This is a genomic window from Mucilaginibacter lutimaris (genome assembly GCF_042676625.1).
Classification (GTDB): Bacteria; Bacteroidota; Bacteroidia; order Sphingobacteriales; family Sphingobacteriaceae; genus Mucilaginibacter; species Mucilaginibacter lutimaris.
Genome location: NZ_JBHTIA010000003.1, coordinates 1,677,652 through 1,692,862, shown reverse-complemented (window position 1 = coordinate 1,692,862; position 15,211 = coordinate 1,677,652). Strand labels below are relative to the sequence as shown.

Annotated in this window: 10 protein-coding genes; 5 read left to right on the top strand and 5 right to left on the bottom strand. The window is 43.8% G+C overall.

Features of this window, described 5'->3' with window-relative positions; translation table 11 throughout:
• The first annotated feature begins 63 nt into the window (after positions 1–63).
• Genes ACFQZI_RS08500 through ACFQZI_RS08485 form a run of 4 tightly spaced genes read left to right on the top strand, consistent with a single transcriptional unit; the run spans position 64 to position 7,202 of the window.
• Positions 64–5,286: a PKD domain-containing protein gene (locus ACFQZI_RS08500; RefSeq protein WP_377141094.1), complete on the top strand. Its 5,223-nt coding sequence runs from the start codon at positions 64–66 to the stop codon at positions 5,284–5,286.
• A complete protein-coding gene (locus tag ACFQZI_RS08495) occupies positions 5,283–6,326 on the top strand; it encodes a PorP/SprF family type IX secretion system membrane protein (protein ID WP_377141091.1) in 1,044 nt (347 codons plus the stop codon). Before ACFQZI_RS08500 ends, ACFQZI_RS08495 begins: the two co-directional genes overlap by 4 nt.
• Before the next feature lie 34 nt (positions 6,327–6,360).
• Positions 6,361–6,771 (top strand): hypothetical protein, encoded by a 411-nt coding sequence (locus ACFQZI_RS08490; RefSeq protein ID WP_377141088.1) that lies wholly within the window; start codon positions 6,361–6,363, stop codon positions 6,769–6,771.
• 23 nt (positions 6,772–6,794) lie between these two features.
• The gene (locus ACFQZI_RS08485; RefSeq protein WP_377141085.1) at positions 6,795–7,202 is read left to right on the top strand and encodes an OsmC family protein; all 408 of its coding nucleotides are present in this window, start codon (positions 6,795–6,797) and stop codon (positions 7,200–7,202) included.
• Position 7,203: 1 nt separating this feature from the next.
• On the opposite strand, the gene ACFQZI_RS08480 is transcribed toward ACFQZI_RS08485, so the two are convergent.
• Together ACFQZI_RS08480 and ACFQZI_RS08475 are read right to left on the bottom strand one after the other, a co-directional pair.
• Entirely contained in the window at positions 7,204–7,821 is a 618-nt protein-coding gene (locus tag ACFQZI_RS08480; protein ID WP_377141082.1) for a TetR/AcrR family transcriptional regulator, read from the bottom strand.
• A 99-nt stretch (positions 7,822–7,920) separates the two neighbouring features.
• Positions 7,921–8,406: a DUF4126 family protein gene (locus ACFQZI_RS08475; RefSeq protein ID WP_377141079.1), complete on the bottom strand. Its 486-nt coding sequence runs from the start codon at positions 8,404–8,406 to the stop codon at positions 7,921–7,923.
• 130 nt (positions 8,407–8,536) lie between these two features.
• Between ACFQZI_RS08475 and ACFQZI_RS08470 the strand changes: the two genes are divergently transcribed.
• Positions 8,537–9,073: a hypothetical protein gene (locus ACFQZI_RS08470; protein WP_377141076.1), complete on the top strand. Its 537-nt coding sequence runs from the start codon at positions 8,537–8,539 to the stop codon at positions 9,071–9,073.
• Positions 9,074–9,131: 58 nt separating this feature from the next.
• Here ACFQZI_RS08470 and ACFQZI_RS08465 read toward each other — a convergent pair whose 3' ends face one another.
• The 3 genes from ACFQZI_RS08465 to ACFQZI_RS08455 are packed head-to-tail and all read right to left on the bottom strand — an operon-like array spanning position 9,132 to position 15,134.
• Positions 9,132–12,554 carry an efflux RND transporter permease subunit gene (locus ACFQZI_RS08465; RefSeq protein WP_377141073.1) on the bottom strand — a complete coding sequence of 1,141 codons (3,423 nt, stop codon included), beginning with the start codon at positions 12,552–12,554 and terminating at the stop codon, positions 9,132–9,134.
• Positions 12,555–12,577: 23 nt separating this feature from the next.
• Entirely contained in the window at positions 12,578–13,684 is a 1,107-nt protein-coding gene (locus tag ACFQZI_RS08460; protein WP_377141070.1) for an efflux RND transporter periplasmic adaptor subunit, read from the bottom strand.
• Positions 13,685–13,718: 34 nt separating this feature from the next.
• Positions 13,719–15,134 (bottom strand): TolC family protein, encoded by a 1,416-nt coding sequence (locus ACFQZI_RS08455; protein WP_377141067.1) that lies wholly within the window; start codon positions 15,132–15,134, stop codon positions 13,719–13,721.
• Between the last annotated feature and the right edge of the window lie 77 nt (positions 15,135–15,211).

The window sequence follows — 15,211 nt, the reverse complement described above, 5'->3', positions numbered from 1 at the left end:
AGGCATAAGTAAACCATGGTTTATTTTATGCCTGGGCATTAATTAATTTTTGATATGTGATTGATGGGTAAAACTTTTATTAAAGCTTTATTTATTTTACTGCTACCCCTACTTGTAATAACGGCTGCTTCATCGGCACAAACAATTACTGTGGGCGCAGTTGACGCAGGACCCTACGGACCCGGTTCAAGTATAAGTGTGCCTTTTACCGTAACGGGCTCATGTATCAGTAACCCGGCCAATAAATTCAATCTTTATTTATCTAATGCCGCCGGAACGTTCGGTGCCGGCGAAACGCTTATAGGTTCATATACGGGATTTTACGCAACATTTGTAAATGGTATAATCCCCGCTACTGCGGCAGGCAGCAATTACCGGGTGCAGGTAAGGTCTACCCTTCCCGTAATAAACAGCGCGTCATCAAATACTTTCAGCATATCGGCTTTGCCCGGTTTAAAAGCCGGTGCTTCCTCAAACCAGATCAACGCGGCGGTAGATCCCGATATATTTGGTTCGTGTGTGGGTAGCAATAATCGTAATTATACTTTTACCAATACATCCGACGGCGGCAATCCTGCAACGGCAACTTTTTTTAACGAACTATCACAAACAAGCGAAGGTACAATACCACTTAACGGGGTGTTTATGGCCAAGGCAGCCAATTATACCGTTACCGTTAAAACAAGTAATGCGGCCGGGATCACCGGTACAAAATCTTACCAGCTTATTAATAACGTAGCCAACAATAGTTTTACCATTACAGGTAATGGCAGCGTATGTTTGGGCGCAGGTAACACGCTTGAGTACAATGTTGATATTACAGGCAATACCGGGATACAAAATAACTATCCGGGTTTGATTTATAACATTAAATGGGGCGACGGCACAGCCTCTACCTTTACACTTTGCCAAATTATTGCTGCAAATGGTAAAGTAAGCCATGCATACATTACCTCATCATGCGGCAATGTAACTAATAATCAAAAAAATGTTTTTCAGATAGATATACAGCCCACAAGCCCTTATTGTACCAATCTAACCCAGCCGGTTACCACTTATGCTAAAGTTTTGGCTCAGCCTCAAAACAGGTTCGACGCTCCTGTAGCGGCATGTTTAGGCAGCCCGGTAACATTTTCAAACAATTCTATTCCCGGTGATGACCCTAATAGTACAGCATCTGATTGTAGGAATATTGCGGCAACTTACACTTGGCTGGTTGATGGTGTGGTAGTTGCAACCGGCAGGCCACTAACCGCCCCATTAACCCATACGTTTACAACAAGTGGCAATCATGATATAACATTAAGGTTTGAAAATAACAGTGGGCTGTGTGATGCTCCCGACCTTACTAAACAGGTTTGTATACAAAAGGCCCCTGTACCCAATTTTACTATACCTGCCATATACTGCCTAACCTCGGGCCCATTACCGGTGGTTAATACTTCTGTTGTTGATGAAGTTTGTAACACCAATACTATCTATAAATGGAACCTGGTTAGCGGCCCTGCAACAGGTGTTACATTCGCCGCTAATGCAAAAACACCAAACTTTACTTTTACACAGGCTGGTGTTTACCAGTTCAGGCTGGATATAACTACCCTTAGTTGCGGTACAGTTACCGGCCCGGTAAAAGAAATAATTGTTAACGCTACCCCTACGGTCACTTTATCGCCAGATGCCGACCAGTGTGGTAAAGGCGTAACGCTTGATTTTAACCCCTCTGCTACTGTTACAAAAACTACATTAACAGGTACGGCACAGCCCTTGCCTACCACTTATGTTTGGACTGTTGCCAGCGAATCGGGCGGTACTTTTTCTTTTGCTAATGGTACCACAGCAAACAGCCAGTACCCAAGCATCACTTTTAATGATTATGGCACCTATACCATTACGGCAACACATACCAACAGCTGCGGCGGCCCGGTTAGCGCTTCGCAAAAAATAACATTTGTAGCTGCGCCAACGGTATCTGCCGGCCCGCCGCAAAATAATATTTGCGAGGGCACGCCGGTAAATTTATCAGGAACACCGGGAGTGGGTGGCCTGGTAACGGCAGTAAAATGGACCAGCTCCACCGGCGGCACATTCACTACACCAAATTCGCCCAATGCTACTTATACACCATCAGCGGCCGATATAAATGCCGGGCAGGTTCTGTTAACTTACACGGCAACCACATCGCTTGCAGCACCTTGTAACCAAATATCCAGCACAGTATTAATTACTATCGTAAAAAAAGCAACGGTAACCAGTTCAAACGCACAATCGGTTTGTAGTGGCGGCCAGTTTACATATACCATTAGATCGGCCGACCCGGCTACAACGTTTACATGGACCACAGCCTTAACATCCGGTACAGCCACGGGGTTTGGTGCTACCGGTAGCGGGGCTACTATAAACGATGTAATAACCAATAGTACTGCGTCAGATGCCGTGGTAACTTATACCATTACACCTACCTTAAACGGTTGTACAGGTACACCCTTCGCGCTAAAAGTAACTATCCAACCGTTACCTGTACTCACACAACCCGTACCTGTAGATCCGGAGATCTGCAGTAACCAGCCTGCAAATATCCCGTTGAATTCAAATATTGCAAGTACTACATATACATGGACAAGTACAGCTGGCGGGCCGGGCATCAGCGGTAACACCAACCTTACCACGGCCTCGGCGGTAACCGGCATACAGGACGTGCTTGTCAATACTTCGGCACTGCCGGGTACTGTAACCTATACCGTTACACCATACAATGGTACATGCGCGGGTACACCCAAGCAGGTAACCATAACCGTTAAACCCCTGCCCAAACAATCGATCCCCGGACCCAATGAGTCTATTTGCGCGGCAACAACTTATACCTTAAAAGGTAACGACCCTTCGCCCGGTATTGGCCAATGGACAGTTACATCAGGCCAAACAGGTGTTACTTTTAGCGGCGGCGGTACATCGCCAAATGCTGTTGCAAGCGGACTGATACCCGGCCAGGTTTATAAATTTACGTGGACAATATCGGCAGCCCCAACTTGTCCCTCAAACTCGGCAACGGTTACTATCACTAACGATTTGCAAACTGTACCGGGTACAACCACAGGTTCCACCGCCGTTTGCGCGGGCAGTAACAACGGCACGGTTACCTTAACCGGTTATGTGGGAAATATTGTTAGGTGGGAGCGTTCTATAGATGGCGGAATTAATTGGTTACCAATTGCCAATACTACACCTGCGCAAGATTACCTTAACCTAACGCAAACCACTCAATACAGAGCTGTGGTTCAAAGCGGTTCGTGTAGTATTGAAGTATCTACAGTAAGTACCGTTACGGTAAACCAACCTGTAATTGCTTCAAACGCGGGTCCGGATCAACCTGTGTGTAACACCCCAACAGTTACGTTAGATGGTAACGATCCGCTTACCTTTGGGGGCACCTGGACACAGGTTGCAGGGCCTACAGCCGGTGTGGTTATTACGGATCCCACCAATCCTAAAACTACGGTTACCGGTTTAGCAGGGGGTAATAACTATACCTTCCGGTGGACAATAAACGGCACAGCCCCCTGTGCAAGCAGCAGCGATGACGTAGATATTATCGACCGGCCCGATGTACCACCAAATTTTACCCAGAACAGGATTTCGGGTTGCGGGCCTACAACGGTGCAATTCACCAATACCTCTCCTACATTCCCCGGTGTAATTTACGCGTGGGATTTTGGTGATGGTTCGCCTGTGAGTAACGAAGTAAGTCCCATACATACTTTTCAGCCGGACGCTTCGGGCAGGGACGTTATTTACATTGTTAAATTAACCACTACGGTGAATTGTACAGCGCAGCCACCTCACACGCAAAAAATAACCATACACCCTGCTACACCAACACCGCGGATCTTTCCTGATAAAACAACAGGCTGTGGTGGCTTTACACTTACGGTAGAAAATACATCAAGGGCAAATTATGTAAATTTCAGATACGTTTTACTTGACGAAAACGGTAACATTATGCAGGAGCGCCAAACGTCAGATTCTGCTTATCACGCGCAATTTAATGTTACAGCGCCTTTAAACCCTAAAACGTATAAAGTAAAACTGATAGTAACTGATTTTTGCGGTAATACAGGCGAATCTCCTTCCATAGATATTAAAGCAAACCCTCTGGACATCAAATCGGGGATGTTTGTTACCGATTATAATAACAAGTGTTTCCCGGTAATAGTAAACCTGCATAATAACTCAACAGGTGGCAATAATTTTCAATTTCACATTACCAGTACAGATGGGTTTAGCCAGTTAGTTCCAGTTGGTTTAGACGGCACCATTCCGTATGCATTCCCTAAAGCCGGCATATATAATATTTCTATTACCGCATCAAACAGCTGCGGCATTGCAACACCTACCGATCCTAACGATTGGCGTATAGATGTATTTGAGAAACCACGCCCTGATTTTAAAGCCAATACGCCAAGCGGCGGTTGCGGTAACCTCGATGTAACTTTCACGAATACTACAATACCTGATGCATCAACCCAACCCGAAGCTTTAGCCTATGAATGGGATTTTGGCGATGGGTCGCCTCTTGGGCACCAATACTCGGGTTTTGTACATACGTATTCGGCTGCCGGTACCTATACGGTAACTTTAACTGCTACAAACACAACCACCGGCTGCTTTGATGTAATAGTTAAAACTAACGTTATAACCGTTTACCCAAAACCAATTGCCGATTTTACCGCCAGCCCGGGCTTTACAACCGCTATACCTAATTATCGTTTCACGTTTACAGATGCCACAACTATGAGTAAACCTGTTAAGTGGGATTGGGATTTTGGCGACGGGCAAACTGCTACAGGCCGTAATGTAAACCACACCTATGGCGACGTTGGTAAATTTAATGTAACGCTAAACATTGTTGATGATAAAGGCTGTACCAGTACCATTACCAAAGCAGTTGAAATTACGGGTACACCAGGTTTCTTATTCCTGCCAAATGCTTTTCAGCCAAGTGGCGATGTAACAGATCTGCAAAGGTTTATGGCTAAAGGATCGGGCATAGCTAAGTGGCAATTGCAAATATTTAACAACTGGGGCCAGCTAATATGGCAAACCACAGCGTTAGGTGGCAACGGTGAGCCTACAGAGGGCTGGGACGGCACGTTTAAAGGTGCGCCTGTGCAGCAGGGTGTTTACGTGTGGCAGGCTTCTGCTACGTTTATTAACGGCACAGAATGGAAAGGAATGTCTTACAACGGCTCGTTGCCTAAACGCAGCGGCTATATACATTTATTAAGATGATGAAGGGAACGGCTAAATATTTTATTCTATTTTTTACCATAACTGTACTTGGCTGCTTTAGTGTATCGGCGCAAGACCACATGTACTCTCAGTTTTTTAATTCTCCTATTTATCTTAACCCGGCCTTAAACGGCCAGTTCCAGGGCGATCTGCGGATGAACCTCATTTATCGTAACCAGTATACATCAATTCCCGGCAGCCTTTCCTATCTCTCGGCATCTATTGATTATAAAGTGCCTGAGTTTGGTGGTGGTTTAGGCTTGATTTTCACCCGCAGTAGTGAAGGGTCGGCTTATTTAAATAAGAATAACATTGCAGGGATATATTCGTACAGTGTAGGGTCCGAAGACTTTGTACTGTCGTTTGGTTTACAGGCAGGGGTAACCAATCGCGCGGTTGATTTTAGCAAGCTTGCATTTGGCGACCAGATAGATCCTCGCCTCGGATTCGATCCCAGCGTAGTAACAGGCGCTGCCCGGCCCGACTTTAACAACAAGTTTTATTTTGACTCGGGCGCAGGGATTAACCTTACGCTTAAAAACTTTAACATAGGGGGCGCGGCGCAACACATAAACCGCCCTAACGAGTCGTTTACAGGTACGCCCTCTAAATTACCCATGCGTGGAACTTTCCATGCCAGCTTCAGATACAACCTTACGCGCGATGATAATTTAGATGATGACGATAAATCATACATCATACCATCGGTGGTGTTTTATAAACAGGCGCAGGCCCAGTCTATTAGTGCCGGTATGCAGTATAAACGCCGTAGTATTAACGTAGGTGCCTGGTACCGTAACGGCGGCGCGGGAGGCCCAAGCGCATTTGTTGTTTCGTTGATATTTGATTTGTTCATCAATAAAGAAGGCGGCGAAAAGTTACGTTTTGGTGTAAGCCATGATGTACCCGCCGGAGGCTTAAATTATACCAATACTAGCGGCACTACCGAGGGTAGCATTGGATACGAAACTACGCTCCCCGCCCGCTCGGGCGGCGAACATAAATTCTTTGGCGCCAGCCGTTGTTATGATTTTTATTGATGTTTTTTTATACTTTTATACACTCTAATTTTTTATGGCGAAGGATTACTTAAAGGATAAAGTAGTTAAGAAAAAGTCTGCTACCATGGCGGGCTGGCTAATTGTGTTATTTGTAATAATATTTGCCGCACTGCTTGCAAAATTTGCACTATCGGGCAGTATCAAAAATTTTAACGGTTTGCCGGATAGCGACCTCGCGTATAACGTAGCTAAGCAATACATTCTCCCTACCACACTTTCAGGAAACGTTAAGTTTTCAGACTCCGATTATAAATTCGCTAAAAGATCAGATTCGGTTTACGTTATAAAATCATTTTATACCGAAAGGCATAGCGATGGTGAAAGCTCCCGGACAGATTTTACCATAGAACTTAAGTACAACGGAGGTGCCGGTGCCAGGATGACCAACTGGACCCTGGTCAATTTAGATCAGAATAACAATTAACCATTAGCATATAATTTATTGGAATGGATGCCGAAAACGAAATATTAGTTAGCGGGGTAGCGCGTATTGCCCATACACAGTACCAAACAATTGTTAGCAGTGGTAACCACACCATAATTGCCGACGAGCCTTTAGATGTAGGTGGCACAGATACGGGCATGTCGCCATATAATTTATTGCTGGCCAGTTTGGCCAGCTGTACTGCTATAACCTTGCGTATGTATATTAACCGTAAAATGTGGATAGTTGATGAGATTGGCGTTCACCTTGATATGTTTAAAGAGCAAAGCGGGGTATTGATAGAGAGCAAATTAACTTTTAAAGGCGAATTGAATGAAGAGCAGCTTAAACGATTGATAACCATTGCCGACGCATGCCCTATTCATAAGATATTAGTAGGCAATATTGCTATAAATACAAGTTTGGCGTAAGTTAGCGTAAACCTTTAACAAAAATATCTATCAGCAGCAGGCGTTTACTGTGTATCTCATCCAACTGTTCGCGGTGTGGGAAGTTAAGTTTTTTCTGCTGAAGCACACCGCCAACCTTAATGCCGTGTAAGGCATCTAAAAATAGTTCAACCACTTCTATCTTGTTAACCGTACCCGGTATATTTCCTTTCTCAATCTCTGATTGAATAGCATTTGCAAGTAGTTTAATTTCAGCGTTGCGTATATGTGCTATGGTTTCCCAGATAGGTTCGGGTAGGTTTTGCTCGTTGAGCCTAAAATAGTCGAAGAAGTTATAGTTATTTACAATAAAGTCATGGTGGCTATTCACCTGGAAAAGAAAAGCTTCGCGCAGGTCGCTAAAATGCCCGAATTTGTCCTCAAGCTGTTTAAGATAATCGGCTGCCAGCTTACGCATAACAGCCATGTATAACTCGCTCTTGTCCGGAAAATAGTAATATAGCAGCGCTTTAGACATCGAAAGATCGCCGGCTATTTCATTCATGGTTGTTTTTGAATAGCCGTAATGAAGAAAGCGCTGGTACGAGGCTTCTAAAATTTTTTCCCGTTTTATATCCTGCTGATCGTTAGCTGTACTCATTTTGTTACTAAAGTTGTCCCCTGACTTTTTTAACAAAACTATCAATTTGCCAGCCAAATCATAATTATCAACCCAAAAGATGAAATTTAAATGAAATTGTTACAATTGTTTTGCCAGCGCTGTACCGGCGCTGACGACAATAATATCCTCTAAACTGCCGATTGCAGCGTCGGGTATTCCGGTACGTTTACCAATGCTCAGTCTCAAAAACATGCAACCAAATGCCGACCCAATTGCTGCACCACCTCCTATTAATGCGCCTATTACCGGCTGTTTATGGTTAGCTTTAAATACAGTTGCCCCACATAACGCGCCCGATATAAAACGGCCAATTAAGCCGCCTGCTGCTGTGCGCTTTGGTGCAAATGGCATTTTGTCGCCAACTAACTCACCTGCGCCTAAAACCTTAAATACTTTTGATGTTGTAATGCTTTGCATGAAAGCAAAGGGCGTGTTTTTTAAAGTTTTTGAGGGCTGCCTGCTGTATACATGGCTAAGCACAACAGGGGCTGAAAATGTACGCATACCTGCAAGAACTCCAAGAGTAGCTGCCTGCCCGTAGGCACGTGCTGGTTTAAGATCCATATTGAATTTTATTTATTACAAATGTGCAATAACCATTCCTAAATAACAGTTGACCATTTATTATAGTCCCGGTTAAGAAATATAAATCATTAATTAAATTAAGTTGTTATGTTCTACAAAACTAATCACTATGAAAATACACGAAAACAATACACTTGGCAAACTGGGGGCTGCTATAGGTAAAGGCTTATTAGCGGGTATGGCTGCTACCGCTGCTATGACACTATCGCAGATGATAGAAATGAAGATAACTAAACGCGAACCCAGTGATGCCACCGTAAAGGTTGCTGAGGATACCGCGGGATTTAAACCGGCCAGTAAAGAAGATAAGCAATTACTTTCGCAAGAGATCCATTGGAGCTACGGCACTGCCTGGGGAGTTGCGCGCGGATTGATGGGCCTTACCGGATTAAAAGGCTTACCAGCCAACTTACTGCATTTCGGGGCGGTTTGGGGCACGGCGTTGGTGATGTTGCCTAAACATGATGCGGCGAAACCAATTAACGAGCAAAATCCTAAGGATATAGCTATAGATGTGCTGCATCATTTATGCTTTAACCGCCGGCCTTGTTTACGATGCATTGGATGCCGGCAGCCGCCGCGAACGCAAAGTGAGAAAGATTATGGCAACCTTAAAAGGCTTGAAACACCGATTAAAATAAGCTGATATAAAAAAGGGCCGCAAATTTAAATTTTGCGGCCCTTTAATTTGGTACTGGTGCTGGTTATGCTTCAGCTGCTTCCAGCTTAACCTTTTCTTTTTTATCCTCTTTTTTACCAAAAAAGTAGTTTTTCATATTCACGCGGATGATGTACATACATGGTACCAATATCAATGTAATAATGGTTGCAAAACCAAGACCAAAGATCATTGTCCATGCTAACGGTCCCCAAAAGGCTACGTTATCACCACCAAAGTGAATATGAGGCGCGCCGTGGGTAAACAAGCCCACAAAATCGATATTAAAACCAACCGCCAATGGTATCAACCCAAGTATTGCCGCTGTAGCGGTTAACAATACAGGCGTCATACGGGTATGGCCGGCTTCAACTACTGCATCGTGCAGGTTAGCGCCCTGTTCTATCAGCATATCGGTAAACTCTACCAGCAAGATACCATTACGTACAACCACCCCTGCAAGGGCAATGATACCTACGCCCGTCATAACGATGGCCATGGTCATACCAAATATTGCGGTACCCAGCAGTACCCCAATAATACTGAAGAAGATCTCGCTGATGATGATAAATGTTTTACCTATCGAGTTAAACTGGATCATCAGGATGATCAGGATCAAACCAAATGAGGTAAGCATGGCTCCACCAAGGAAACTAACTGCCTCCATCTGGTCTTCCTGGCCACCACCCTGGCGTATCACTACGTTATCGTCCTTTTTAAAGTTTTTGATAGCTGCAAGGATGCTTTGATTCACTTCGTTTGCATTGTAAGGTTTAATTACGTTGGAGCCCAATGTTAACACCCTGCGCTGTTGTTTACGCTTAATGTTACTGAAGGTATTAGTGTAACGAATATCTGTAAAGGCAGATATTGGCACCTGGCGGATAGCACCACCGGTTGCTAAGTCGCGATAAGTGATCTTTAAGTTTCGCAACTCATCAATGTTACCACGCTGCTCTTCCATAGCGCGTACTTTTATCTGGTAATCATCCTCTTTCGTGTTACGGAAATCGGCTGCTTTGGCACCAAATATCGCGGTAGCTAAATTCTGGGTGATCTGCCCGGTTGATATACCCTCGCGGTTTGCACGCTCGCGATCAATGTCGAACACGATCTCAGGTTTATCATTTTGTACGTCGGCCACAAGGTTTTCAATACCGGCAATATTTTGTTTTTGCAGGTATGTTTTTAACCGGTTACCGGTTTTGATAAGAGTATCCAGGTTATCGCTGATGATCTCGATACTGATATCTTTTTGTACCGGCGGGCCGCTGTTCTCCTGCGCTACCGAAATAGTAACACCCGGAACAATGTTCTTTAGTTGGTTACGTATCTCGGTAAGGATGGGCTTGGTATCTTTACCATTACGCTCGCCAAACTCCACGAAAGCAACAGTTACTTTACCACGGTTTTGGTAATCGCCCTGGTCTTCATCCTGCGGGTCGGTTACACTCTTGGTAACGTTAGATATAATTGATGAAACGATCTCTTTGTTCGGCTCGATGATCTTGGCTACACGCTGTTCTACCTTTTTGGTAACCTCGTTGGTAGTAGCCTGGTCGGTACCAATTGGCATAGTGATGTAAACGTAGGCAAAGTTAGGGTCGCCGGCCGGGAAAAACTCAGGGGTTTTACCAAGGGTTGCCGTAAGCACAATAGAGATAATGAATAAACCGAACGTACCCACCAGCATGGTAACCGGGCGTTGCACGGCTTTCTCTAACCATTTTGCATACCAGTTCTGGAACTTAGGCCAGGCGTTCTTCTGAAATCTGTCGATGATCTTTAACAGGAAGAAGTGATTTATCAGGTATAATATGATAATCAGCACCATAAAGTTACCTAAACCAAAATTGATAAGGTATGATATTACGGTAGCAATACCCAGATAAATTAACGCGCGCTTGGTTGGCTTATCAAATTTAGGGTTATCATGTTCACCATCGTGATGTGGTTTCATAAAGTCAACAGCGAATACCGGGTTCATGATGTAAGCCACAACCAACGACGCTAACAAAGTGATGATAAGCGTTATCGGCAGGAAGAACATGAACTCACCAATGATACTGTTCCAGAATGCCAACGGTACGAATGGTGCAAGGGTAGTCATTGTACCGGAGAATACCGGAAGGAACACCTCTCCTGCTGCCATCTTAGCTGCCTCTTTAATGGGCACTTTACCATTGGCAAAAATACGGTGCGTATTCTCTATAACCACGATTGCGTCATCCACTACAATACCCAAGGCAAGCAGGAACGAGAACAAAACGATCATGTTCAGCGTAAAACCTATTGCCGGCATCACCATAAAGGCGATGAAACAAGATAATGGTACCGATAGCGCTACGAAAATAGCATTGGTTGTACCCATAAAGAACATCAGGATAACAGTTACCAATATAAATCCGATAATGATGGTATTAATCAGGTCGTTAAGTGTAGTACGGGTCTTGTCGCTCTGGTCGCCGGTTACGGTAATATTTAAACCTTTTGGGAAAGTTGATTTCTGTTTCTCTTTGATCAGGGCGTTGATCTTGTCAGACGCCTCGATCAGGTTTTCGCCCGTACGTTTACTAACGTTTAACGTAATAACGTTTTTGAATTTCTGCTGCTCGTTTGTTTTTAAACGCGCATAGCTCTCCTGTTCTAAGAACGAATCTTTGATCTCGGCAATATCGCGCAGGTAAACGGCCTGGCCCTTAGGGTTACGGATAACCATGGCGGCAACCTCATCCGCGTTTTTAAAGTCGCGTTTGATGTCGATACTGCGCCTAACACCATCAGTTTTAATCGTACCTGCCGATGCAAGTATATTTTCGTTACCAACGGCCTGGGTTATATCTGAAAAAGTGATCTGCGCGGCAGCCATCTTGTTCAGGTCAACGTTGATCTGTATCTCAGGCGTTAAGGCGCCTATCTCATCAACTTTAGAAATCTCTTTAAAGCCTTCTATCTCATCTTTCAGCAGGTCAGCATATTCCTTCAATTTCTTCAGGTCATAATCGCCCGATAAGTTGATGTACAGAATAGGCAGATCCGCAACGTTAATATCCGATACAGTTGGTTCTTTAAAATTGTTGTCATTCTGCGGCAGATCCTGGCGGGCTTTGTCAACCGCGTCCTGCACATCTATTTTGGCGTCTTTAACCTTAACATTGGCGTTAAACTCTGCCGTAATGATAGATACGTTTTGTACCGAGTTTGATGTTACCTTTTTTAATCCTTTTAACGATTTAAGTTTTTTCTCTAACTGCCTCGTTACCAGGTTCTCCACGTTTTGTGGCGATTGGCCTAAAAACTGGGTAGTAATAAATATCTTAGGTACCTGTATATCCGGGAAGTTCTCTTTCGGGAGGTTGTTGTAGCTGATAAGGCCAAGTGCTGTTATCAAAAACATCAGCACGTAAATGGCCGTTTTATTATCAATAGCCCAACTTGATGGCCCGAATTCTTTTTTAATATCTTTCATATCTGTAATAGATAAAGGTTGAATTAATTAATGGCCGACTTGCTGGCTTTTACTTTATCGCCGTCTTCAATATCGGCAGCGCCTTCGGTCACTATCTGGTCGCCTGCTTTTAGGCCTTCCAATATCTCTGTTTGGCCACCGTAGGTAATACCGGCTTTAATGGCTGTACGTTTAGCAATACCGTTATTGTTTACGTAAACGTAATCGCCTTCTTCCGAACGCTGAATAGCTTTTACAGGTACAATAATAGCGTTAGGCTTAGCGTAATCTGCAATTTTGATAATGGCAGTCATATTCGGGCGAAGCGTTTTACGGGCAGGTAATTTTACCTCAACCGCGAAGCTGCGTGATGTTGGGTCGATTGCTTTTGCCGCGAACGTTACTTTTGTTTTTAACGAATCCTTAGCATCAGGAACTACTATCAACACTTCGTTACCTGTACCAATGCTACCTGCGTAGCTCTCCGGAACATCAGCTTTTACTTTTAACATATCAGCATTTACAATGCGGATGCCGGTTGTACCCGGTTGTGCCACCTGGCCAAGTTTAAGGTCCATTTGATCTATAGTACCGTTTATTGGCGAAACTATACGGTATAGATTTGCCTGCTGGCGTAAGCCCGACAATGCTTTTTTGCTTGCCTGTAAATTGGTTTGCGCTTGTAAAAACTGCACTTCGGTACCAATTTTTTGATCCCAAAGATTTTTCTGGCGGTTGTAAAGCTGTTGGTTCAGGTCAACCTGTGCCTGCGACTGCGCTATGTTTTGCTGCAATACGCTGTTATCTAACTGCACCAACACTTGGCCACGCGATACGTGCTGGCCCGCTTTTACATATATGGCCGTAATAGTACCCGGTGATTGAGGGTAGGCAGTTACGTTATCCTGCGCATCTATTTTACCCTGTATTTGTACATAATTTGTAAAGGCGCCGCTTTTTACATCTACTACACCCACTTCGGTAGCTTTGGTAGAATCGGCAGAACCTACTTCTGCTTGCAGTTTGGTTATCTGGGCGTTGATGTCGGCCTGTTTCTTTTGCAGGTCCGCCAGTTCGGCTTTTTTGTCCTTTGATTTGTTAGAGCATGCTGCCAGTAACAACAATGCGGGTATGTATATTAATTTTTTCATTTGAGTGATTGTGTATGATTAGTTTGAGTGATTGTTATTGTATGCGCCCGTATGCTTTATCAAGGTCTACCTTGCTTACCAATGAATCGTAAAGGCTTTGGATATATTTGTTATTAGCATCCTCAAGTGCTGTTTGAGCCTGCGTAACCTCGATGCTTGAACCTACCCCCTGCTGATATTTGATCTTCGATACTCTTAATACCTCTTCAGCCAAATTTCTACTTTCTTTTTGATTGTTAAGCGATTGCAGGCCATTGATGTAAGTGATACGTGCCTGGCTGGCCTGTAAACTTAAAGCGTTTTTAAGGCTCGCGAGAGCGATCTCGGATTTTTGGACCGCTATTGCTGTTTGCTTAACCTGGTAACGGCGCTGGAAACCATTAAATATTGGCACTGTTAAGTTAAGGCCAACATAAGTTGCAGGGTAACTCGTATTAAACAACGTGTTAAAGCTATTGCTTTGGTAAGCTATAGATGAATTTAATGTTGCAGATAAAGTGGGTAAATAAGCTGCTTTTTTACGTTTCAGATCAAGCTTGTTTAAGGCAACCGCGGTTTCAGATAAGTTGTATTCGATACGTTTCCTGTAGAAAGACGTATCGTTAGCTATATCAGCAACGTCATTATTGGCTTGCAACATCACGTCGGTAAGTTTATCAGTAAGTTGCAGATCATATTCGATAGGCATCCCCATCTGGAACTTTAGCATCTGATAATTAAGTACCAGTAACCTGATGGTGTTTTCGCGGGTAGTTACCAGGTTGTTATATTGTACTTTGATACGGTCAACATCAATTTTTTCTACAAAACCTTGTTTGTTTTGTGCAGTAGTTTGATCAACCTGTAACTTCAGCTGGGCTAAGTTTGCATCTAGCAACCGTATTTGCTCATTGCTAACCAAAACCTGGTAATAAGCTTTAGTTACGCTAACACCCGTTTCAATTTTGGTACGGGTTAACGAACGTTGCGAAAGTTCCTTATATGTTTTAGAAGCCTTTAAACCAACAAGGTATGAACCATCGAACAAGATTTGATTTAAGGTTACACCAAGATTTGAGTTGTACTTTTGTGTAAAGCTTGCCGGTTGCGGCGCACCAGGTGTTGGTTGCGTAATTGGGTTACCTGCCCCATCCTTTATGTTCTTGTCAATTAATACCTGATAGATTGACGGCGTTATAAAGTCAGGAAATAAAATTGTAGGGATCTTTAAATAATCCTGAAAAGTGGCGCTACCATTAATTTGAGGCAAGCCGATACCAAAAGTTTCCTTTACTTTATATTCTGCGCTTTTAACATCAAGGCCGGCGTTAACTACCGAATCTTTATGACTAAGCGCATAGTCAACTGCTTGTTGTACCGAGAATGCGTAGCTCTGCGCAACAGGCTGCGTTTGCGAGTATCCCCGCGAAGCCCCTGTTAAGCAGATGAGTAAGATGAGTATTCGTTTCATTTGTGAGTGATAATGTATATTGTTTGTTTAATGATGATGCAGCAAAGCAAATGTTTTAATTGACAGCGGTATGTCAG

What these genes read in the sequence shown, in the direction of transcription:
- ACFQZI_RS08500 (WP_377141094.1), top strand. Translation starts at nt 64, where the DNA reads ATGGGTAAAACTTTTATTAAAGCTTTATTTATTTTACTGCTACCCCTA.
- ACFQZI_RS08495 (WP_377141091.1), top strand. Translation starts at nt 5,283, where the DNA reads ATGATGAAGGGAACGGCTAAATATTTTATTCTATTTTTTACCATAACT.
- ACFQZI_RS08490 (WP_377141088.1), top strand. Translation starts at nt 6,361, where the DNA reads ATGGCGAAGGATTACTTAAAGGATAAAGTAGTTAAGAAAAAGTCTGCT.
- ACFQZI_RS08485 (WP_377141085.1), top strand. Translation starts at nt 6,795, where the DNA reads ATGGATGCCGAAAACGAAATATTAGTTAGCGGGGTAGCGCGTATTGCC.
- ACFQZI_RS08480 (WP_377141082.1), bottom strand. Translation starts at nt 7,821, where the DNA reads ATGAGTACAGCTAACGATCAGCAGGATATAAAACGGGAAAAAATTTTA.
- ACFQZI_RS08475 (WP_377141079.1), bottom strand. Translation starts at nt 8,406, where the DNA reads ATGGATCTTAAACCAGCACGTGCCTACGGGCAGGCAGCTACTCTTGGA.
- ACFQZI_RS08470 (WP_377141076.1), top strand. Translation starts at nt 8,537, where the DNA reads ATGAAAATACACGAAAACAATACACTTGGCAAACTGGGGGCTGCTATA.
- ACFQZI_RS08465 (WP_377141073.1), bottom strand. Translation starts at nt 12,554, where the DNA reads ATGAAAGATATTAAAAAAGAATTCGGGCCATCAAGTTGGGCTATTGAT.
- ACFQZI_RS08460 (WP_377141070.1), bottom strand. Translation starts at nt 13,684, where the DNA reads ATGAAAAAATTAATATACATACCCGCATTGTTGTTACTGGCAGCATGC.
- ACFQZI_RS08455 (WP_377141067.1), bottom strand. Translation starts at nt 15,134, where the DNA reads ATGAAACGAATACTCATCTTACTCATCTGCTTAACAGGGGCTTCGCGG.